The organism is Streptomyces sp. CA-278952, from assembly GCF_028747205.1.
Taxonomy (GTDB): domain Bacteria; phylum Actinomycetota; class Actinomycetes; order Streptomycetales; family Streptomycetaceae; genus Streptomyces.
This window is the reverse complement of sequence record NZ_CP112880.1, coordinates 7,599,772-7,618,914: the sequence shown is the minus strand read 5'-3', so window position 1 is coordinate 7,618,914 and position 19,143 is coordinate 7,599,772. Positions and strand designations below refer to the sequence as shown.

Sequence of the window (19,143 nt, the reverse complement as noted above, 5' to 3'; positions counted from 1 at the left end):
AAGCGGAGACTGCAAAATATCCTGCGTACCCCCCATGGTCACCGCTGTTTTTCCTGCCGTATTCCGGGTAGGCGCGCAGTTCGACCAGTAGCCCTCAGGCGCGGGCGACCGGGCCCGCACAGCGGGGGACATCGCGGGCCTCGGCCGCTACCCTCCCCAGTGCCGCATTGCCGTACCTCCGCTTGCCGCACCTCCGCGCGGGCAGGAGCAGTCGACGGACCGCCGCCGACGGAAACGAGGTCGCCTTGTCATTTCTCACCCTGGGTCATCGCGGAGTGATGGGCGTCGAGCCCGAGAACACCCTGCGCTCCTTCGTCCGCGCCGAGGCGTCCGGAATGGACGCCATCGAGCTGGATCTCCATCTCAGCAAGGACGGCGCGCTCGTCGTGATGCACGACGCGGACGTGGACCGCACCACGGACGGGAGGGGGCCGATCGCGGCCAGGACCCTGGCGGAGCTGCGCGAGCTCGACGCCGGCCAGGGCGAGCGGATCCCCGTCTTCGAGGAGGTGCTGGAGGCCGTCTCCTCCCCGCTCCAGGCGGAGATCAAGGACGTGGCGGCGGCCCGCGCGCTGGCGGACGTGATCCGGGAGCGCGATCTCGTCGGCCGGGTGGAGGTGTCCTCGTTCCACGACGAGGCCGTCACCGAGATCGCGCGGCTGGTGCCCGGCGTGCGCACGGTCCTGATCGCCAGCCGCTGGGGCGCGGACGTGGTGGACCGGGCGAAGGCGGCGGGCGCGGCGACACTCGCGCTGAACATCCGCCGCCTCACCCTGGAGGTCGTGGAGCGGGCGCACTCGAAGGACGTGAAGGTGATCGGCTGGGTGGTGAACACCCAGGACCACCTGCGTCTCGCCCGGGCGCTGGGCCTGGACGGCGCGACGACCGACTTCCCCGAGATCCGCCGCGCCGGGCGCTTCACCGCCTGAGGGCCGGCGTCCTCAGGCACCCTCCCCCGCTTCGCTCACCCCAAGGTTCTTGACGAGCAGTTCAAAGGCCAGGTCGTCGCGCTGGGGAATCCCGAAGCGCTCGTCGCCGTACGGGAACGGGGTGAGCGCTCCCGTACGGCGGTAGCCCCGGCGCTCGTACCAGGCGATCAGGTCCTCGCGCACCGAGATCACCGTCATGTGCATCTCACCGACGCCCCAGCTCTCCCTGGCGGTGCGCTCCGCCTCGGCGATGATCAGCTTGCCGAGTCCGCCGCCCTGAAGGCCCGGGCGCACCGCGAACATACCGAAGTAGGCCGCGTCGCCCCGGTGTTCGAGCTGGCAGCAGGCGACGAGTCCGCCGTCGCGCTCGACCGCGAGAAGCCGGCCCGCCGGAGCGTCGATGACCTCGCGCACGCCCTGCTCGTCGGTCCGCTGCCCTTGGAGGATGTCGGCCTCGGTGGTCCAGCCTGTGCGGCTGGAGTCGCCTCGGTAGGCGGACTCGATGAGGGTCACCAGCGCCGGTACGTCGTCCTCGGTCGCGTCGCGGAAGGTCAGCCGGGCCGCGTCGCGGGGCGTGGCGGTGTCCATGGTCGGGTGCTCCGTTTCTCTGCTGCCGTACGCACTTCTCTGCTGCCGTACGCACTTCCGTGCTGCCGTACGCGTTTGCCTGCTGCCGTATGCACGGTCGCGGTCTCCGTCGTCGCACAGTGCGGTCGAGAGTAACGCGACCCGAAGCGCCCCCGGCGGGCCCCGGCGCACCCCCTTCACACCCCCGTGCGCCGGATTCGGCGTCGGCCCCCCGGGCATCGATGGGACGACCCGCAACAGTGCCGTACGTCCGACCGGGGGGAGGCGCGCCGTGCACGGAGGGGCTCTGACCGGTTGGCTGCTGATGGCGTTGTGCGCGGTGAGCGGCGCCTACTGCCTGCTGCGCACCCGCGCGGGGACGCCGCAGGAGCGCCGCACCGCACGCTCGGAGGCGTTCATGGGTTTCGGCATGGCGGCGATGGCCGTTCCGGCCGCGGTGCTGTCGCCCCCGGACTGGGCCTGGGCGGTGTACGCGGTGCTGTTCGGCGCGGCCGCGCTGCGAGCGTTGCGCCCCGCCCTGCGCGGCGGCCACCACCTGCACCACCTCGTCGGCTCACTGGCCATGGTCTACATGGCCGTGGCGATGGCCCCCGCGGTCACGGGAAGCGGCGGGGGCGGGCATGCCGGGCACGGGGCGGGCGCCGGTGCCGGGGGCGTGCCCCTGCTGACCGGGGCGCTGCTCGGCTACTACGCGTTCTACGTGCTGGGCTCGGCCGGCCGCCTGCTCCCCGCGACCGTCATGGTCCCGGCCGGCGGGACGGCCCCCGCACCCCGGCCCCCGGGAGGATTCGGGGGTGCGTCGGACGGCCTGTCCGAGCTGACGACGGCGTGCAGGCTGACGATGGGCATCGGCATGTTCGCCATGCTGCTCACTCTGTGAGACGGGAAGTGGGACAGAACCCCCGGCAAACCGTGGTCTACGTCACTTGCCGGTCGCGGCCGTACCCCCGGCCGGCCCGCCCCTCATAAGCTGGGGCCATGCTGGTCTCCCTCGCGCTGCTACTGCTCGGTGCCTTGACCGCCCTGGTGACTCCCCGCGTGATGGCGCGCGCCCGGTGGCCGGAGCGCGAACCGGTCGTGGCCCTGTGGGTCTGGCAGTGCGTGGTGGCCGGGGTCCTGCTGTCGTTCGCCCTGTCGATGACGCTGAGCGCGGCCGCCGCCTGGCAGGCGGTGCGCGGCCATGTCTTCGCCCCCGCCCCGCACGCCGTCGTCGAGGCGTACGCCCTGGCGGCGTACGGGCCGTGGTCGGCGGTCATCGCGGTGCTGCTGGCGATGGGCGGGCTGTGGACCGGGGCGATGCTCCTGAGGGAGATCCGGCGGGCACGGCGTCGCCGCAAACAGCGTCGGGCGGAACTGCTGGTGCGTTCCCCGCTGTTGCCGGGCGAGGAGCCGGGCGCCGACCGTCTCGTGGTGCTGGAGGGCGAACGCCCCGACGCCTGGTGGCTGCCCGGCACGGCTCCGCAACTCGTCATCACCACCGCCGCGCTGGGCCGCCTGAAGGGCCGTCAGCTCGACGCGGTGCTCGCCCATGAGCAGGGGCACGCCCAGGCCCGGCACGACTGGCTGCTGCACTGCTCGTCGGCGCTGGCGATCGGCTTCCCGCAGATCCCGGTGTTCGCCGCGTTCCGCGACGAGATGCACCGGCTGGTCGAACTGGCCGCCGACGACGTGGCGTCACGCCGCTTCGGCCGGCTGACGACCGCGCTCGCCCTCGTCGGGCTCAACGAGGACCGCGGGGTCTTCGGCCCCTGCCCCACCCCGCAGGCCCAAGTGCCCCTCCGGGTCAACCGGTTGCTGGCCCCGGTCGAACGGCTGACGGCGGGCCGCAGGTTCCGGCTGACAGCCGCCGCCGCGCTGGTCCCGGTCGTCCCGGTGTTCGTGGCCTTCGTCCCGGGGCTCCGCGCGCTGGGCTAAGGGCTGTCCCGCTGTTCCCGGTGGATCAGCGCGCGGCGTCAGATGCGGTGCATCGCAAGGCGGAGGGGCATCCGCATACTGGACGTATAGGGATGTTCCGACAACGCGGCGAGGTGCCGTAGCTGTCGTCGTGCGCCCGCCGGGAATAGCGGGACAGCCCTTAGCGGTCTTTCGTTCGCATCTGGAACCGGCGTGTGGCGCCCCGCACGCCCTCGGCCGCACTCCGGGTTGGCCTTCGGGCGGTGTCCTCCGCGAGGATCACCCCATGTCCTCCACCCTGTTCCGCTTCCGCTCGCCGGATCGCTCCGCCCGCACCCCGCCCGCCCTGTGGGCCGGGGCCGTCGTCGGCGCCGCCGCTCTCGTGCTGCTCGTGCTGGTGGCGGCGCGCTGGTCGCCGCTGATGTCCCTGGACCGGGCGGTCGCCGACGCCCTGCACCGGCACGCGGTGACCGATCCCGGTCTGGTGCATGTGAGCCGGGTGCTGACGGACTGGGTGTGGGACCCCTGGACCATGCGCGCCCTGATCGCGGCGGTGGTGGTCGCCCTGTGGTGGCGGGGCGCGCGCCCGCTCGCCCTCTGGCTGGCCGCGACGAGCCTGGTCGCCACCCTCCTCCAGCAGGGGCTGAAGGCGGCGGTGGGCCGGGAGCGCCCGCAGTGGCCCGACCCGGTGGACTCGGCCCACTACGCGGCCTTCCCCTCCGGGCACGCCATGACGGCCGTCGTGACCTGCGGCCTGTTCGTCTGGCTGCTGTGGCTGTACGGCGCCGGCCCCGGCGCCCGGGCCGCGGTGCTGGCCGTGGCGGTGGTCTCGGCGGTCGGTGTGGCGGCGACCCGGGTGTACCTGGGGGTGCACTGGCTGACCGATGTCGTGGGCGGCGCACTGCTGGGGGTGGCCGTGGTGGCGTTGAGCGCCGTGGGGTACGCCCGCTACGCGGCCGCCCGGGAGGGCGCTCTTGCCGGCTCGGGGACGGAACGGTAAGGATCGTGTCCATGGTGGTCAAAGGCGTGCTGTTCGACTTCTCCGGAACCCTGTTCCGTATCGAGCCGGTCCGTGACTGGCTCGCCGCCGTGCTGCGCGAGGAGGGCGTCGACGTCACCCCGGAGGATTTCGAGCGGTACGTGAGCGGGCTCACGGAGGCCGGCGCCCTCCCGGGCGGCCCGCCCCCGGTCCGGGTCCCCGACCGGCTGGCTGGGGCGGTGTCCCGCCGGGACCTGAGCCCCGCTCTGCACCGCGAGGCGTACACCGGTCTGGCCCGGGGTGTCGCCCTGCCCGATCCGGGGTTGTACGACGCGCTGTACGACCGCCACATGCGGCCGGAGGCCTGGCAGGCCTATCCGGACGCCGCGGAGGTGCTGGCGGGGCTGCGGAGGGCGGGGATCGCGGTGTGTGTGGTCAGCAACATCGGGTGGGACCCGCGCCCGGTCTTCCGCGCGCACGGGCTGGACGCCCTGGTCGACGCCTATGCCCTGTCCTTCGAGCACGGGCTCCAGAAGCCCGACGCGGGACTGTTCCGCATCGCCTGTTCGCTGATCGGCCGGGAGCCGGCGGACGTGGTCATGGTCGGTGACGACCGGCGCGCGGACGGCGGCGCGGCCGCTCTGGGCTGCGGGGTCCGGTTCGTGGACCACCTGCCGGTGGCGGAGCGGCCGGACGGCCTGCGTTCGCTGGGCCTCGTGCCGGAATGAGGCCCGGGGCGAACAGAGGAGATCGGGCCGGGGTGTGAGGCATATCCCGCCGCGGAGAGGGTAGTGGCAGCCGCTCGTGGCCGTAGCCTGGTGGACATGTCCCCCATGCCGTCGTCCCTGTCCGCTCGTTCCGCAGCCGAGGTCAACGCGGAGATCCGCGACCTGTGGCAGCGTTCGGGCGGGTGCCTGACGCCGCAGGACGAGGCGGCGTACCAGCGGCTGCTGATGGAGTGGGCCGCCGCCACCGGCGGAAGCGTCCGCACCGCCGCCTGACCGCCGTACCCGCGGTTCGGCGGAGCGGAGAAGCCTGTGCGGAGATCGCGCCCGGATCCGGCGATCCCCCGCGTCGCCGGATCCGGGCGCACCCTCGGCATGCCACGTGGGACACGGCCGCGGACCGCGCCGGGGACCGGAGTCCCCCGTCGCAGGGCTCCAGCATGTCCCCACCCGGCTCACCGGTCAATGAATTTCCGGCGGCACACGCACCGGGGCCGGTGTCTGCCGGGCGGGCGACCGCCCGGCAGACACCGGCCCCGCATGCAGGAACGACCGGACCTCGGGACCCTGACGGATCAGCGGCCGAAGTAGTCCGGCTGCGTCTGCGCGTTGAGCTCGTCCAGCTTGACCCGCTCGGCCGGGTCGGTGCGCCGGTCCTGCAGCTTCAGCACGTCGAAGCCCTTGGCGATGTCGCTGGAGTAGATGTGGCCGTTGTAGTAGTACGCCGACCAGGAGCCGGCCGTGGTGACCTGGTCGAGCGTGACCGGGCCACGCTCGAAGAAGGCGATCTCCTTGGGCTTGGAGGAGTTGGTGAAGTCCCATACGGAGATGCCGCCCTGGTACCAGGCCTGGACCATCAGGTCGCGGCCCTTCACCGGGATGATCGAGCCGTTGTGCGCGACACAGACCTCGGCGTCGGCCTGGTGCCGGTCGATCTTGAAGTAGCTGCGGAAGACCAGCTTGCGCTGGTCGCCCTTGCCGACGATGTCGTAGATGCCGTCGGCGCCCCGCTCGGGCCCGATCTCCGCGTTGCAGGTGGCCGCGCCGCCGCCACCGAGCTCGTCGGTGAAGACGACCTTGTTCGCACCCTGGTTGAAGGTCGCCGAGTGCCAGAACGCGAAGTTCACGTTGTCCTGGACACGGTCGATGATCTTCGGGTGCTCCGGGTCCTCGATGGAGAACAGCAGACCGTCACCCATGCAGGCGCCGGCGGCGAGGTCCTTGGACGGCAGCACCGTGATGTCGTGGCAGCCGGTCGTCTTGGAGACACCGGGGTTCTCCGGCGCACCGGGGTTGCCGCCGTCCGGGAAGAGCACCGGGAAGTTCACGATCCGGGCCTTCTGGGGCGCCTTGACCGGCACCTTGATGACGGAGATCCCGTCGTGCGGCGGCTTGCAGTCCGGGAACGTCTCGTTGGGCGAGTACGAGGAGACGTACACGTACACGTTCTTCTTGCCGTCCGGCACCAGCGTGTGCGTGTGGGAACCGCAGGCGGTCTCCACGGCGGCGATGTACTTCGGCTGCCGCTTGTTGCTGATGTCGAAGATCTTCATGCCCTCCCAGGAGGACTTCTCCGTGGCGGGCTGGGAGGTGCTGGAGCAGGAGTCGTCGCTGCGCGAGGAGTCCGTCGACAGGAACAGCAGGTTCCCGGAGACCGAGATGTCGTTCTGCGAACCGGGGCAGAGGACCTGCGCGACGGTCTTCGGCTTCTTCGGCTTGCTGATGTCGTAGATGACGAAGCCGTCGTAGTTGCCGACGTACGCGTACTTCCCCTGGAAGGCGAGGTCCGTGTTGGTGCCCTTGAGGGCACCCTTCGGCACGTTCGTCAGGTGCTTGATGTTGGAGCTGTGGACGATCTCGTCCACGCCGGGTATGTCGCCACCGGTTATCGCGGCCCTGGCCTCGGCCTGCTCGCTCTTGGTGACGGAACCGCGCTCGGCCGGGGCATCGCCCGGGTCGGGGGTGGCGGCCGCTGTGGTGGCCGTCAGCAGCGTGGCGAGGAGTCCGGCTGCGGCTGCCACCGCGCCCAGACGTCTGCGCCGCACGCGGGTGGTGTGCAACGAGGTCACTGCGTCCTCCCTTGTCTCCGTTCGGGGTCGAACGGTTCATGAACCCCCGGCAGTATCGTCCCTCCCATGTACACAACAACAGATGGCAACACAGACGTAATAAAAGTTTTTGATCTTCGCCCGGTGGAAGCGTGTTAGGACGGTCTGCAACAAACCATGTGGCACAGGAGGTCGCCGTGTTGATCCATCGCCGGTCCGCAACTCTGCGCTCAACCGCTCTCGCGGCGGCGGCGGTTGCCGCCGTGCTCGTCCTGGGAGCCTGTGACGCGGGCAGCGGTGACGGGGCGTCGGACAAGGCCAAGGACGCGGGTCCGGGCGTGGTCGCGCCCGGCAGACCGGGCGAGCCCGCCCGGACGCTCTCCGCCGAGGACGCTGCCAAGGAGGCCGGTCAGGACACCGCCAACTCCGCCGACTTCCGCTACGCACGGATGATGATCGAACATCACAGCCAGGCGATCGTGATGACGGGGCTGGTCCCGGAACGGGCCTCCGCCGACACCGTCAAACGGCTCGCGGACCGCATATCGGCAGGCCAGAAGCCGGAGATCGGCGCGATGAAGGGGTGGCTGCAGAAGAACGGCGGCGGCCGGCGCGAGGAGAGCCACGACCACGCCACGATGCCCGGCATGGCGACCGATGCCCAGCTCGCCAGGTTGCGCGCCGCCGAGGGAAAGGCCTTCGACAAGCTCTTTCTGGAGCTGATGATCACCCACCACCAGGGAGCGATCACCATGGCCACGGAGGCGCTCACCGAAGGGAACGACGTCATCGTCGAGGAGATGGCGAGCGACGTGGTCGCCCAGCAGACCGTGGAGATCAACCGGATGCGCGGGCTGATGGACTGAGCCACCCGGCCGAGCACCCCGTGCACCGGGCGGTGCGGATCGGCCGGGCGGTGCCATCCTGGAGGGAACCTCCGGGAAGAGGTGCGCCGTGCTCTCCGTCGCCGTCGTCGGTTCCGGTCCCAGCGGGGTCTACACCGCTCAGGCCCTGCTCCAGCAGTCGCCCGTACCCGATGTGCGCGTGCACGTCCTGGACCGGCTGCCCACCCCGTACGGACTCGTGCGGTACGGGGTGGCCCCCGACCACGAGAAGATCAAGTCGCTGCAGAACAGTCTGCGGGCGGTGCTGGAGGACGACCGGGTCACCTTCGTGGGCAACGTCGGCGTCGGCGGGGCGGAGGGGGTCTCCCCCGCCCGGCTCGCGGAGCTTTACCACGCGGTCGTCTACTGCGTCGGGGCATCGGCCGACCGGACGCTCGCGGTGCCGGGCGAGGGGCTGCCGGGCAGCTACTCCGCCACCCGCTTCGTCTCCTGGTACAGCGCCCATCCGGACGTCGGCGCCGACCCGTTCGTGCTGGACGCCCGCTCGGCCGTCGTGATCGGCGTGGGCAACGTGGCGGTCGACGTGGCCCGGATCCTGGCCCGTGGCGCCGACGAGCTGCGGGCCACCGACGTGCCCCGCGAGGCGCTCGGCGCACTGGAGGACAGCCGGGTGCGCGACGTGCACATCGTGGGCCGCCGGGGGCCCTCCCAGGCCCGGTTCACCACCAAGGAGCTGCGGGAGCTGGGGGCGCTGCCCGGGGCACGGGTCGTCGTCGACCCGGCGGAACTCGCGCTCGACCCGGCGTACGCCGCTCCGGACGGCCTGCCCGGAGCGCTGCCGCTGCCCGCCGTGGTGCGGCGGAACCTGGAGGTCCTGCGCGGCTGGTCGGCGGCCGGGGCCCCGGCGGCGGCCGACGCCGGGCGCCGCATCCGGCTGCGGTTCTTCCTGCGGCCGGTGGAGCTGCTGGAGCGCGACGGGCGGGTGGCCGGGGTGCGGTTCGCCCGGACGGCTCCGGACAGCGGGGGCGGGGTCCGGGACACCGGCGCGTACGAGGACGTCGAGGCGCAACTGGTCCTGCGGGCGGTCGGCTATCGGGGGGTGGAGCTGCCGGGGCTGCCCTTCGATCCGGTGCGCGGCACGGTGCCGCACGCGGCGGGCCGGGTGCTGCGGGCCGGGACGCCGGCGCCGGGCGAGTACGTGGCGGGGTGGATCAAGCGGGGGCCGACCGGGGTGATCGGTTCGAACCGCTCCTGCGCCAAGGAGACGGTGGCCTCGCTCCTGGAGGACGCGGCCACGCTGAGGAGCCGCGCGGCGGTGGACGATCCACTGGCCGTGCTGCGGGAATGGGGGCTGCGGCCGGTGGAGTGGTCCGGCTGGCTGTCGATCGAGCGTGCGGAGGCGGAGCTGGGCCGTTCGCTGGGGCGCGGCCCGGTGAAGATCCCCGACTGGACCGGGTTGCTGGCGGCGGCCCGGAACACGGACCGCTGAACAGCTGCCCGCGTCACCCTTCCCGGGTCGCCACCACCAGCCGGGCGCGGGGGCTGCCGTCGGGGCGCGGGCCCAGCTCGGTCAGCGGTAGCAGTCGCACGGCGAATCCGGCCTGCGTCAGGTCCTCCAGCACGTCGCCGAGCGGGAACGTGCGGTAGTACATGACGAACCGCGGGCGCCACAGGGCGTTGCGGACCCGCATCGCCGCGTCGAAGCCGAACAGCGACCAGTAGGCGCGCGATCCCACCGGGGGCGGTGCGCCGATCGGGAAGACGAACTGCCCGCCCGGCCGCAGCGATCCGTACACCTCGGCGAAGAGGCCGAAGCGTTCGGTCGGCAGGAAGTGGCCGAACGCGCCGAAGCTCAGGGCGAGATCGAAGGCCGGCGCGAAGGGCAGGGAGCGGGCGTCGGCCCGCACCCAGTGCACCGTCGGTCCCTCTCCCCCGGGCGGGAAGGCGGCACGGGCCTCGGCGAGCATGCCGGCGCTGAAGTCGACGCCGACAGCGCGCTCCCGGCACAGCTGCCGGAGCACGCCGACCCCCGCGCCGGTGCCGCAGCAGACGTCGAGTCCGGTGTCGAAGGGTCCGAGCTCGCGTACCGCCCGGGTGACGGCGTCGAGCACGCGGTCAGGGGTGCGGTAGGGCGTCCGGTCGAACTTCGGGGCGAGGAGGTCGTATCCGCGCTCGGTCGAGGAGAGCGCCTGAACGGCCAGTTCGCGCACGGTGGGGCCCTGTTTGGTGAACATCACGGGCCACCCTACCGACGCGGCGCACCGGCCGCGGCCGGTCGGGGGGCGTGCGAGGGGCCGGGCGGGGCAGGGCTGGGGCGGGAGCGTCAACGTCCGCCGGAAAGTCGCCGCTTGAGAGTGATGGCGGTATCGGCGGCGTACGCCTGGGTCCAGCTGCGGCCGGCCCCGGACTTCCAGGTGACGTGGACCGTGGAGCCGTCGGTCCGGGCGCTCTCCACGGTCATGGACCGGTCGCCGTCGCGCACATCGCCGCGGCGCAGCGCGCTCGCCTCGACCGTGACGGGACGCTCCCCCGGCGCGTTCTCGGCCTCCTCGGCCGCTCGGAGGAGTACGGCGGCCAGCTCGCGGGCCGCCCCCGGGGTGCAGGACCAGACGAGCTCGCCGGTCGGGGGCGAGAGCCGGACGGAGACGCGGGGGCCGGGCTCGCCGGCGGTGACCGCGACCGGCGCGGGCTCGCCCGCGGTGACCATGACCGGCACCGGGTGGCCGTCGGCGTCCGTGATCCCGCTGCCCATCGTCGTCTCCTCGGTGTCCCTGTGCCCGGCCGTGGCCGGGAGCCGCCGTCCGGGCCTTCGTCCGGACGGCGTCAGCATGTCAGCACCCGGAGGCGGGGCGGGGGCGTGGTGTGTGCCGGGCGGGACGGCTGCGGGGCGGTGCTCAGGTCCGGTAGACGTCCAGGCGGCCGCACATGCCGAATCTGCCGCGCGCCGAGGGCCGTTCGGCGCGGACGCGGGCGTCGGCGAGGTGGCCGGCCTCGCCCCGGTCCAGCGCGTCGAGCTGGGCGGCGGTGGCGGCGGCGGCCGTGGCGGCCCCCTTCTCCCAGCGGCTGCGCCACTCGGGCGTCCGGGGACGGACGAGCGCGGCGGCGGCGCGGTGGAATGCGGCCAGCGGCTCCGGGTCGCCGCCCTCCACGGCTTCGCGCAGGACGAGGAACCCCTCCACGGCAAGGTCGCGCCGGGCCCGCGCGGCCCGTTCCTGCACGTCCTCCGCGGCGTCCCCGGGCAGCGTCGCCGCCACGCTGTAGACGTCCGGGTCCGCGAGACAGCGGGGCGGCAGGGTGAGCACGGCGTCGCCGGCCTCGGGCAGCCCGCTGTTCTGCATGAGCACGATGACGCGCAGCCCGTCGTCGTTGACCAGGCGGTGCACGGCGCCCGGCGTGAACCACACGAGCGCGCCCGGTGTCAGCGGGGTCTCCTGGAATGCGGAGGCCGTGAGGGTCTGCACGGAACCGCTGCCGCCGACCACGACGTACCCCTCCGAGCAGGTCAGGTGCAGATGCGGGGTGCCTCCGCGCAGCCCGTCGGCGGCGGGCCAGTCGTAGACGCTCAGGTGCGAGACGGCGACGGCGCCGGGCAGTCCTTCGAAGGTCACCACGGGGACTCCTGGGTCTCGGCGGCGCGTCCCCGCGTGGCCGCGCGGGCAAGCGGGGACGCGCCGCGCCGATTGCTGAGCAAGCGCTTTCCACGGGAGCTGAACGCTAGGGGCGTCGCCCGACGCCGGTCAAGGGCCCCGCACGCGCCCCGGCGGCGGGCACGCCGACCGACCGGGGCCGCTGGCGTGTGCGCGGGCCGCTGTCAGTGGCCGGGTGCAGACTGTCACTGTTCCGGCACAACGGCGTTTCGGGAGGTCCAGGACCATGACCGACGTATTGCTCACCGCAGGCACCCGCAAGGGTCTCTTCATCGGCCGCAGACGCGGCGGGACCTGGGAGATCACGGGCCCGCACTTCAACGCGCAGGCGATCTACTCGGTCGCCGTGGACACCCGGGGGGAGACCCCGCGGATCCTGGTCGGCGGGGACAGCGCGCACTGGGGGCCGTCCGTCTTCCACTCCGACGACCTGGGCGAGACCTGGACCGAGCCCCGGCAGCCGGCGGTGAAGTTCCCCAAATCCACCGGGGCGTCGCTGGAGCGCGTCTGGCAGTTGCACCCGGCAGGCCCCGAGGCGCCGGATGTGGTCTACGCGGGCACGGAGCCGGCCGCGCTGTTCCGTTCCGAGGACCGGGGCGAGTCGTTCGAGCTGGTCCGTCCGCTCTGGGAGCACCCGACCCGCTCCCGGTGGGAGCCGGGCGGCGGCGGCGAGGGGCTCCACACCGTCCTGACCGACCCCCGGGACGCCAAGGCCGTGACCGTCGCCGTGTCGACGGCCGGAGTGTTCCGGACCAAGGACGGCGGCGCGAGCTGGGCCCCGTCGAACAAGGGCGTCTCCGCGGTGTTCCTCCCGGATCCGGACCCGGAGTTCGGCCAGTGCGTCCACAAGGTCACCCGGGACGCAGCCGACCCGGACCGGCTCTATCTGCAGAACCACTGGGGGGTCTTCCGCAGCGACGACTCCGGCGACCACTGGAGCGACATCGGCGCGGGCCTGCCCTCCGACTTCGGGTTCGCCGCCGTCGCGCACCCGCACCGCGGTGACACGGCGTACGTCTTCCCGATCAACGCCGACGCCGACCGGGTCCCGGCGGAGCACCGCTGCCGGGTGTTCCGCACGAGCGACGCGGGGCGCACCTGGGAGCCGCTCACCAAGGGCCTGCCGGACGGGGCGCACTACGGCACGGTGCTGCGGGACGCGCTGTGCACCGACGACGCGGATCCCGCCGGGGTCTACTTCGGCAACCGCAACGGCGAGTTGTACGCCAGCGCGGACGACGGGGACAGCTGGCGGCAGCTCGCGTCGCATCTGCCGGACGTCCTGTGCGTGCGGGCGGTGGCGCTCGGCTGACGGCAGTTGATCGGAGTGGTCGTATCAGCAGTAGAGTGCGGGCCGTGGCAGCAAGACCGTTGAAAGAGATCATCGAGCCGGGGTGGGCGGACGCCCTCGAACCCGTCGCCGAACGCGTCGCCGCTATGGGCGACTTCCTCCGCGCGGAGATCGCCGAGGGACGCACGTACCTGCCCTCCGGGGCGCATGTACTGCGGGCGTTCCAGCAGCCGTTCGAGGAGGTGAGGGTGCTGGTCGTCGGCCAGGACCCGTATCCCACCCCGGGACACGCGATCGGGCTGAGCTTCGCGGTGGCCCCCGACGTCCGGCCGCTGCCGGGCAGCCTGGAGAACATCTTCCGGGAGCTGCACGCGGACCTGGGGCTGCCCAGGCCGTCCAACGGCGATCTCACGCCGTGGACGCGGCAGGGGGTGCTGCTGCTCAACAGGGCGCTGACCACCGCGCCGCGGCGGCCCGCCGCCCACCGGGGCAAGGGCTGGGAAGAGGTGACCGAGCAGGCAATCAAGGCGCTGGTCGCCCGGGGCACGCCGCTGGTGTCGGTCCTGTGGGGGCGCGATGCCCGCAATCTGCGCCCGCAGTTGGGCGACTTCCCCGCGATCGAGTCCTCGCACCCCTCCCCCATGTCCGCGGACCGGGGCTTCTTCGGCTCGCGGCCGTTCAGCCGCGTCAACGAACTGCTGGAGCGCCAGGGGGCGCAGCCTGTGGACTGGCGGCTTCCGTGACCCGTCCTCCGGCGGCGCCCGGCGCGGCCGGACCCGGCGCGTACGTCCTCGGGGTGGACTCCGGCGGCTCCGGTCTGCGGGTGGCGCTCGGCCGGGTGGAGCTGCCGGGGCCGCTGGCGACGACGCTCTGCGCGGAGCCGGTGCGGACGGGGCCCGGCGGCATCGACGCCGGGCATCTGCTGGAGCAGCTGCTGCCCGCGGCCCGGGAGTTGCTGGGCCGGGCGTCCGCCTCCGCGACCGGTAGCGCCCCGGCGGGTGAGATCGCGGCGGTGGCGATCGGGGCCGCCGGCATGGCCACGCTCGGCGATCGGTTGCGGTCGGAGCTGCCCGGCGCGCTCGCGGAGGCGCTGGGAGTACGCCGGCTGGCGCTGGCCGCCGACGCGGTGACCGCCTACGCGGGCGCGGTGGGCCAGCGCCCGGGGGCGGTCGTCGCGGGAGGCACGGGCATGATCGCCCTCGGTACGGACCTGATGGAGTGGCACAGGGCCGACGGGTGGGGTCATCTTCTGGGTGACAGCGGCGGCGGTGCGTGGATCGGCCGTGCCGGGCTGGACGCGGCGATGCGGGCCCACGACGGGCGGCGTGGCGGCTCCCCCGCCCTGCTGGACCGGGTGCGGGCCGTGTTCGGACCGGCCGAGGCGCTGCCCGGGCTGCTCTATCCGCGCTCCGACCGGCCGGCCGTGCTGGCCTCGTTCGCCCCGGAGGTGGCGGCGTGCGCCGGAGCGGATCCGGTGGCCGCCCACATTCTCCGGCAGGCCGCCGGTCATATCGCCGAGGCGGCGGCGGCTGTGTGCCCGACGTCCGCCGGGACGGACGGCGAGGGCGGTGAGGGCGGTGAAGTGGCTCTGACGGGTGGCTTGTTCAAGATGGGCGAGCCTCTGATCGCACCTCTGCGCGAGGAGCTGACACGGCTGTTGCCGGGGGCCCGGGTGACCTCGGCGGCGGGCGATCCGCTGACCGGCGCACTCCGGATCGCACGAGCCCTGGCTGCCGGGGATCTGCGCCTGCCGCTCCATCCGACGATGTTGTTCGTGCCCCAGGAGCACGGGAGCGGACAGCGCGGCGGGACGACGGTGCGCGACGAGCCCCGCACGGGGTGACGGTCGGCGACGAAGGAGGAGCCGGACGGAGGCCGACGGAACGACGACCCGACAGACAGGGACACTCCGGCAGTACGTCACTCATCGGACATAAGCGGATAGTTAACGCTCGACCGGACCCTCCCCGAACAGAGGGGCAGGCAAAACCAGTAGCATGCGGCGCCATGAGCACCCCCACTGGGCCCGCTTCCGGCCTGCCTGTACGAATGCCGCGACCTCGCCAGTCCGGACGGCACCGCCGCCCGGAGCCCGTGGTCGCACCCGAGGGCGCTGCCGCGCTCGTTCTCGCCGTTCCCGGTACCCCCTCTTCGGCCACGCGCAGCCTGGCCGAAGAGGTGATCAGCATCGCCCGTTCCGAGCTGCCCGGCCTCAACGCCCGGATCGGCTACCTCGACGGCGACGACGCCGAGTACCCGACCCTCGCCACCGTTCTCGCCCATACCGCCGCCGAGCGCGTCGCGCGCTTCGAGCAGGCCGTCGCCGTCGGCCGTGAGGTCGCCGAGCCCGCGGGTCCGCCCGCCGTCGTGGTCCCGCTGCTCGCGGGTCCCGACAGCGCGCTGATCCGGCGGATACGGCAGGCCGTGATGGACAGCGGTACGCAGGCCGAGCTGACGGATGTCCTCGGTCCGCACCCGCTGCTCGCCGAGGCCCTGCACGTACGGCTGTCGGAGGCCGGGCTGGCGCGCGCCGACCGCGCCAGGCTGTTCACCGTGGCCACCGCCGCCGACGGCATCGTGCTGGTCACCGTGGGTGGCGAGGAGGCCGTGCGGGCCGCCGGGATCACCGGCATGCTGCTGGCCGCCCGGCTCGCCGTGCCGGTGATGGCCGCCGCGCTGGACGTGGAGGGCTCGGTCGCCTCGATCGCGGAGCAGCTGCAGGGCTCCGGCTCGGCGCAGCTGGCGCTGGCGCCGTACCTGGTGGGCCCGGAGGTCGACCTCGGCCTGCTGGACGCCGCCGCGAAGGAGGCGGGCTGTGCGACGGCCGAGCCGCTGGGCGCCTACCCTGCGATCGGCAAGCTCGTGCTGTCCCTGTACGCCACGACGCTGGGCATCACGCCGGCGACTCCGCAGGGGGCTCGGGCTCACTGACCGGACGCCGTCGCCGTGGGGTGGCGGCTCGGGAAGCCGGACAGCGCGGCGGGCCTGGACGGGAGGAGATCTCCGGTCCGGGCCCGCCGCGCTGTCCGGGGCGGCCGGTGTCGGCAACGTGCCCGGGGCAGCCGCTGTCGGATGCGCCGTCCGGAGGCGGTCGCCGTCGGCCGCGACCGTCCGGGGGCGGCCGCTGTCAGACGAGGACGACGCAGGAGACCGCGGGAACCTCGACGGAGCCCGCGTGCCGTGGGACGCCCGTCTCGGCGTCCACGGCGAACCAGCTGACGTTTCCGGAGTGCTCATTGGCCGCGTACAGCCACTGGCCGCTCGGGTCGAGGGTGAGGTCGCGCGGCCAGCGGCCGCCGCAGCCGACGGTGGCCACCAAAGCCGCCTTCTCGCCGCTCTCGTCGAGGGTGAGCACGGAGATGCTGTCGTGGCCCCGGTTGGCGGTCCAGAGGAAGCGCCCGTCGTGCGCGACGACCACCTCGGACGGGTAGGTGCGCGCCGCGTCGTCGGCCGCCTCGTGCTCGGGCAGCACCGGTGTCTCGCCGAGCACGTCGAGACGGCCCGCAGCCGCGTCCCAGCGGCACACGGTGAGCGTCGGCTCCAGCTCGCCCAGGACGTAGGCGAGCGAGCCCGAGGGGTGGAAGGCCAGATGGCGCGGACCGGTGCCGGGGCGCAGGGCGGTCTCGCTGTGCAGGCGCAGGGCGCCGGTGGCGGGGTCCAGGGCGCAGACGCGTACCGAGTCGGTGCCGAGGTCCACGCTGACCACCCAGTTCCCCGAGGGGTCGACGAGCACCTGGTGGGCGTGCGGGGCCTCCTGTCGGCCGCTGTCGGGGCCGTTGCCCTCGTGCTGGAGCACCGAGACCGCCGCTCCGAGCGAGCCGTCGGCGAGAACCGGCAGGGCTGTGACACCGCCGGAGGTGTAGTTGGCCGTGACCAGGTGGTTCGCGGCGAGCGCGAGGTGGGTGGGCGCGTCGCCGTCGACGGCGCGGACGGGACCCAGGAGAGTCGGCACGTCGCCGTCGAGGGCGAAGGCGGCGGCGACGCCCGGGGCGCTCTCGCCGACCGCGTACAGGGCCGTGCCGCCCGGGCCGACCGTGAGGAACGAGGGGTCCGGCACGGCGTCCGTGGACCCCAGCACCGTCAGCGCACCGGTATCCCGGTCCACGGCGGCGGCGGTGATCCCGCGCCCGCCCGCCGAGGTGAACGACCCCATGAATGCCTGCCCGGCGCTGTTCCCGATCATCGCGCTACCCCTCTTCGCCGTCGCCGTGATCTTCACGGCCGACGGTAGCAGGCAGCCCTCTGCGGTCCAGACCAATGCGGCCGAAGAGATCCCCGAGGCGCGGGCCGGCGCCCCCGGCGGTCAGGCCGGTTCGCATGCCACGGCAGGTCCGGCCCTCCCCGGCCCTGGAACCGTCCGACGTCAGGCAGTACCGGAGGGCAAGCCCGGTCCGGAGTCGGCGAGCACCCGGGCCCACGAGCGCCTCCAGCTCCGGCACATGCGGGACCTCGCGACGCCGGACGACGGTGCTTCTCCCGGCGGACCACCGGCCAGGCCGGACTGTGTACCGGGACGTGCGACCAAGCGGTGGCGTACGGCCATCGAGTCTCAGCACTCGTCGATTACGTCGAATGCTCGATTACCTCGATTACCTCGATCACGTCGAATACGTCGAACACAAGGCTCTCCCGTACCCGGCCGCTTCCGCCCCACGCGACCGTATTCGCAGGCATCAGAGGGACTCCGCGTCTGCTGGGCAGCCGGCCGGGTAGATGGTGCCGCGTGAAACTTCTTCCTACGACGCCCCCGGCCTCCGACTCTCCGGCACCGCTCAAGAAGGCTCTGACCACCTCGTTGCTCTACTTCTTCATCCTGGGAGACGTCCTCGGGGCGGGCGTGTACGTCCTGGTGGGCCAGGTGGCTGCCGAGTCCGGCGGCGCGGTGTGGGCCCCCCTGCTCGTGGCCCTGTGTCTGGCCCTCCTGACGGCGGCGTCCTACGCGGAGCTGGTCACCAAGTATCCGCGTGCGGGCGGCGCTTCGCACTACGCCACCTTGGCCTACGGCCCCTTCCTCGGGTTCCTCGCCGGCTTCTGCATGCTGGCCGCCGGAGTGGTGTCGGTGGCCGCCCTCGCCCGGGGGTTCGGCGGCGACTACCTGTCCGAGTTCGTCTCTCTCCCCGTCGTACTGGTGACCACCGTCTTCCTCACCGCGCTGGCGCTGCTGAACGCCCGAGGCATCAGCGAGTCGACCCGGGCCAACGTCATCGCCACGGTCATCGAGGTCAGCGGTCTCCTGCTGGTGATCGGGCTGGGCGCCTGGATCGTGCTGCGCGGCGACGGAGACATGGGAAGGCTCGCGGACCTGGGCACCGCGCACCAGGGCCCGGCGGCTGCGCTGCTCAGCGGCGCGGTGCTCGCCTACTACTCCTTCGTCGGCTTCGAAACATCCGTCAACGTGGCCGAAGAAACCCGCGACCCCCGCCGCTCGTATCCCCGAGCGCTCTTCGGCGCCCTGGTCACAGCAGGGGTCGTCTACGCCCTGGTCGGCGTAGCCGCGACGGTGGCCGTACCGACCGAAACGCTGACGGAATCGAGCGGGCCGCTTCTCGAAGTCGTCCGGGCGGCCGACGGAGTCCCTCCAGAGCTGTTCAGCGCCATCGCCTTGGTTGCCGTCGCGAACGGAGCGCTCCTGACGGGCATCATGTCCTCGCGCCTGGCCTACGGCATGGCGCGGGACGGTCTCCTGCCCCGCTTCCTCACGAAGGTCCTGTCCGGTCGGCGCACGCCTTGGGCCGCCATCGCTGCGACAACCGCACTGTCCCTGCTCCTCGCGCTGACCGGCGACGTGACCACCCTCGCCTCCACCCTGGTCCTGCTCCTGCTGGTGGTCTTCTTCCTCGTCAACACCTCACTCCTCGTACTGCGCCGCGACACGGCGACTCCGGACCACTTCCGGGCGCCGACCCTCGTTCCCGTCCTCGGAGCCGCGTCCTGCGTCCTGCTCGCCACCCAGATCGAACGTGACGTATGGCTGAGAGGGCTCCTCGTCCTGGCCGTGGGCGCCTGCCTGGGCGTCATCGCCGCAGTTCGGCGGCCACGGGCCTCTTGACCTCGGCCCTCAGCGTCTTCGCCACGGCCGTGCGCCTCTCCTGGACGTGCCTGCCCCCTGGGGCTCCTCAGGAGCGGTGGCGACCGACGTTGCGAAACGTTTCTCGAGTTGCTCGGCCACAGAAGGCGGAGGGGCGCTGCGTCGTCGTT

The 19,143-nt window shown here is 73.0% G+C and carries 19 protein-coding genes; 13 read left to right on the top strand and 6 right to left on the bottom strand.

Going from position 1 to position 19,143, the window contains the following annotated elements; translation table 11 throughout:
* Positions 1–278: 278 nt before the first annotated feature.
* Entirely contained in the window at positions 279–929 is a 651-nt protein-coding gene (locus N7925_RS33375; RefSeq protein ID WP_265604088.1) for a glycerophosphodiester phosphodiesterase, read from the top strand.
* A gap of 12 nt (positions 930–941) precedes the next feature.
* Here the strand turns inward: N7925_RS33375 and N7925_RS33370 are convergent, their stop codons facing one another.
* A complete protein-coding gene (locus N7925_RS33370; protein ID WP_274346089.1) occupies positions 942–1,517 on the bottom strand; it encodes a GNAT family N-acetyltransferase in 576 nt (191 codons plus the stop codon).
* 271 nt (positions 1,518–1,788) lie between these two features.
* Here N7925_RS33370 and N7925_RS33365 point away from each other — a divergent pair, with 271 nt between their 5' ends.
* The 5 genes from N7925_RS33365 to N7925_RS33345 all read left to right on the top strand — a co-directional run bounded on the left by N7925_RS33365 (position 1,789) and on the right by N7925_RS33345 (position 5,390).
* Entirely contained in the window at positions 1,789–2,397 is a 609-nt protein-coding gene (locus N7925_RS33365) for a DUF5134 domain-containing protein (protein ID WP_265603249.1), read from the top strand.
* Between the two features lie 98 nt (positions 2,398–2,495).
* The gene (locus tag N7925_RS33360; protein ID WP_265603248.1) at positions 2,496–3,431 is read left to right on the top strand and encodes a M56 family metallopeptidase; all 936 of its coding nucleotides are present in this window, start codon (positions 2,496–2,498) and stop codon (positions 3,429–3,431) included.
* A gap of 265 nt (positions 3,432–3,696) precedes the next feature.
* On the top strand, positions 3,697–4,410 hold the full coding sequence (locus tag N7925_RS33355) for a phosphatase PAP2 family protein (protein WP_274346088.1): 714 nt from the start codon (positions 3,697–3,699) through the stop codon (positions 4,408–4,410).
* 11 nt (positions 4,411–4,421) lie between these two features.
* Positions 4,422–5,117, top strand: a complete 696-nt coding sequence (locus N7925_RS33350; RefSeq protein ID WP_265603246.1) for an HAD family hydrolase — start codon at positions 4,422–4,424, stop codon at positions 5,115–5,117.
* Between the two features lie 96 nt (positions 5,118–5,213).
* Positions 5,214–5,390 (top strand): hypothetical protein, encoded by a 177-nt coding sequence (locus N7925_RS33345; protein WP_265603245.1) that lies wholly within the window; start codon positions 5,214–5,216, stop codon positions 5,388–5,390.
* Between the two features lie 299 nt (positions 5,391–5,689).
* Here N7925_RS33345 and N7925_RS33340 read toward each other — a convergent pair whose 3' ends face one another.
* Positions 5,690–7,183: an LVIVD repeat-containing protein gene (locus N7925_RS33340; RefSeq protein WP_265603244.1), complete on the bottom strand. Its 1,494-nt coding sequence runs from the start codon at positions 7,181–7,183 to the stop codon at positions 5,690–5,692.
* Between the two features lie 158 nt (positions 7,184–7,341).
* Here N7925_RS33340 and N7925_RS33335 point away from each other — a divergent pair, with 158 nt between their 5' ends.
* On the top strand, positions 7,342–8,028 hold the full coding sequence (locus tag N7925_RS33335; protein WP_274346087.1) for a DUF305 domain-containing protein: 687 nt from the start codon (positions 7,342–7,344) through the stop codon (positions 8,026–8,028).
* A gap of 88 nt (positions 8,029–8,116) precedes the next feature.
* Positions 8,117–9,496 carry an FAD-dependent oxidoreductase gene (locus N7925_RS33330; RefSeq protein ID WP_274346086.1) on the top strand — a complete coding sequence of 460 codons (1,380 nt, stop codon included), beginning with the start codon at positions 8,117–8,119 and terminating at the stop codon, positions 9,494–9,496.
* A 13-nt stretch (positions 9,497–9,509) separates the two neighbouring features.
* Here the strand turns inward: N7925_RS33330 and N7925_RS33325 are convergent, their stop codons facing one another.
* The 3 genes from N7925_RS33325 to N7925_RS33315 all read right to left on the bottom strand — a co-directional run bounded on the left by N7925_RS33325 (position 9,510) and on the right by N7925_RS33315 (position 11,618).
* A complete protein-coding gene (locus N7925_RS33325; protein ID WP_274346085.1) occupies positions 9,510–10,241 on the bottom strand; it encodes a class I SAM-dependent methyltransferase in 732 nt (243 codons plus the stop codon).
* 89 nt (positions 10,242–10,330) lie between these two features.
* The gene (locus tag N7925_RS33320; RefSeq protein WP_274346084.1) at positions 10,331–10,759 is read right to left on the bottom strand and encodes a hypothetical protein; all 429 of its coding nucleotides are present in this window, start codon (positions 10,757–10,759) and stop codon (positions 10,331–10,333) included.
* Between the two features lie 142 nt (positions 10,760–10,901).
* Entirely contained in the window at positions 10,902–11,618 is a 717-nt protein-coding gene (locus N7925_RS33315; RefSeq protein WP_274346083.1) for a cupin domain-containing protein, read from the bottom strand.
* A 262-nt stretch (positions 11,619–11,880) separates the two neighbouring features.
* On the opposite strand from N7925_RS33315, the gene N7925_RS33310 reads away from it, so the two are divergent.
* The 4 genes from N7925_RS33310 (at position 11,881) to N7925_RS33295 (ending at position 15,876) form a co-directional block, all read left to right on the top strand.
* The gene (locus tag N7925_RS33310; RefSeq protein ID WP_274346082.1) at positions 11,881–12,966 is read left to right on the top strand and encodes a WD40/YVTN/BNR-like repeat-containing protein; all 1,086 of its coding nucleotides are present in this window, start codon (positions 11,881–11,883) and stop codon (positions 12,964–12,966) included.
* A gap of 44 nt (positions 12,967–13,010) precedes the next feature.
* Entirely contained in the window at positions 13,011–13,688 is a 678-nt protein-coding gene (locus N7925_RS33305) for a uracil-DNA glycosylase (RefSeq protein WP_265603238.1), read from the top strand.
* Positions 13,685–14,788 carry an N-acetylglucosamine kinase gene (locus tag N7925_RS33300; RefSeq protein ID WP_274346081.1) on the top strand — a complete coding sequence of 368 codons (1,104 nt, stop codon included), beginning with the start codon at positions 13,685–13,687 and terminating at the stop codon, positions 14,786–14,788. Before N7925_RS33305 ends, N7925_RS33300 begins: the two co-directional genes overlap by 4 nt.
* 164 nt (positions 14,789–14,952) lie before the next feature.
* The gene (locus N7925_RS33295; protein WP_265603236.1) at positions 14,953–15,876 is read left to right on the top strand and encodes a sirohydrochlorin chelatase; all 924 of its coding nucleotides are present in this window, start codon (positions 14,953–14,955) and stop codon (positions 15,874–15,876) included.
* A 196-nt stretch (positions 15,877–16,072) separates the two neighbouring features.
* Here N7925_RS33295 and N7925_RS33290 read toward each other — a convergent pair whose 3' ends face one another.
* Complete coding sequence (locus tag N7925_RS33290; protein WP_274346080.1) at positions 16,073–17,128, bottom strand: lactonase family protein; 1,056 nt, start codon at positions 17,126–17,128, stop codon at positions 16,073–16,075.
* 540 nt (positions 17,129–17,668) lie between these two features.
* Here N7925_RS33290 and N7925_RS33285 point away from each other — a divergent pair.
* Positions 17,669–18,994: an APC family permease gene (locus N7925_RS33285; RefSeq protein ID WP_274346079.1), complete on the top strand. Its 1,326-nt coding sequence runs from the start codon at positions 17,669–17,671 to the stop codon at positions 18,992–18,994.
* Positions 18,995–19,143 lie beyond the last annotated feature (149 nt).

Bases quoted from the DNA above. Each gene is read 5' to 3' on its own strand.
- N7925_RS33375 (WP_265604088.1), top strand. From the start codon at position 279: ATGGGCGTCGAGCCCGAGAACACCCTGCGCTCCTTCGTCCGCGCCGAG.
- N7925_RS33350 (WP_265603246.1), top strand. From the start codon at position 4,422: ATGGTGGTCAAAGGCGTGCTGTTCGACTTCTCCGGAACCCTGTTCCGT.
- N7925_RS33310 (WP_274346082.1), top strand. From the start codon at position 11,881: ATGACCGACGTATTGCTCACCGCAGGCACCCGCAAGGGTCTCTTCATC.
- N7925_RS33325 (WP_274346085.1), bottom strand. From the start codon at position 10,241: ATGTTCACCAAACAGGGCCCCACCGTGCGCGAACTGGCCGTTCAGGCG.
- N7925_RS33320 (WP_274346084.1), bottom strand. From the start codon at position 10,759: ATGGGCAGCGGGATCACGGACGCCGACGGCCACCCGGTGCCGGTCATG.
- N7925_RS33360 (WP_265603248.1), top strand. From the start codon at position 2,496: ATGCTGGTCTCCCTCGCGCTGCTACTGCTCGGTGCCTTGACCGCCCTG.
- N7925_RS33290 (WP_274346080.1), bottom strand. From the start codon at position 17,128: ATGATCGGGAACAGCGCCGGGCAGGCATTCATGGGGTCGTTCACCTCG.
- N7925_RS33370 (WP_274346089.1), bottom strand. From the start codon at position 1,517: ATGGACACCGCCACGCCCCGCGACGCGGCCCGGCTGACCTTCCGCGAC.
- N7925_RS33355 (WP_274346088.1), top strand. From the start codon at position 3,697: ATGTCCTCCACCCTGTTCCGCTTCCGCTCGCCGGATCGCTCCGCCCGC.
- N7925_RS33295 (WP_265603236.1), top strand. From the start codon at position 14,953: ATGAGCACCCCCACTGGGCCCGCTTCCGGCCTGCCTGTACGAATGCCG.
- N7925_RS33345 (WP_265603245.1), top strand. From the start codon at position 5,214: ATGTCCCCCATGCCGTCGTCCCTGTCCGCTCGTTCCGCAGCCGAGGTC.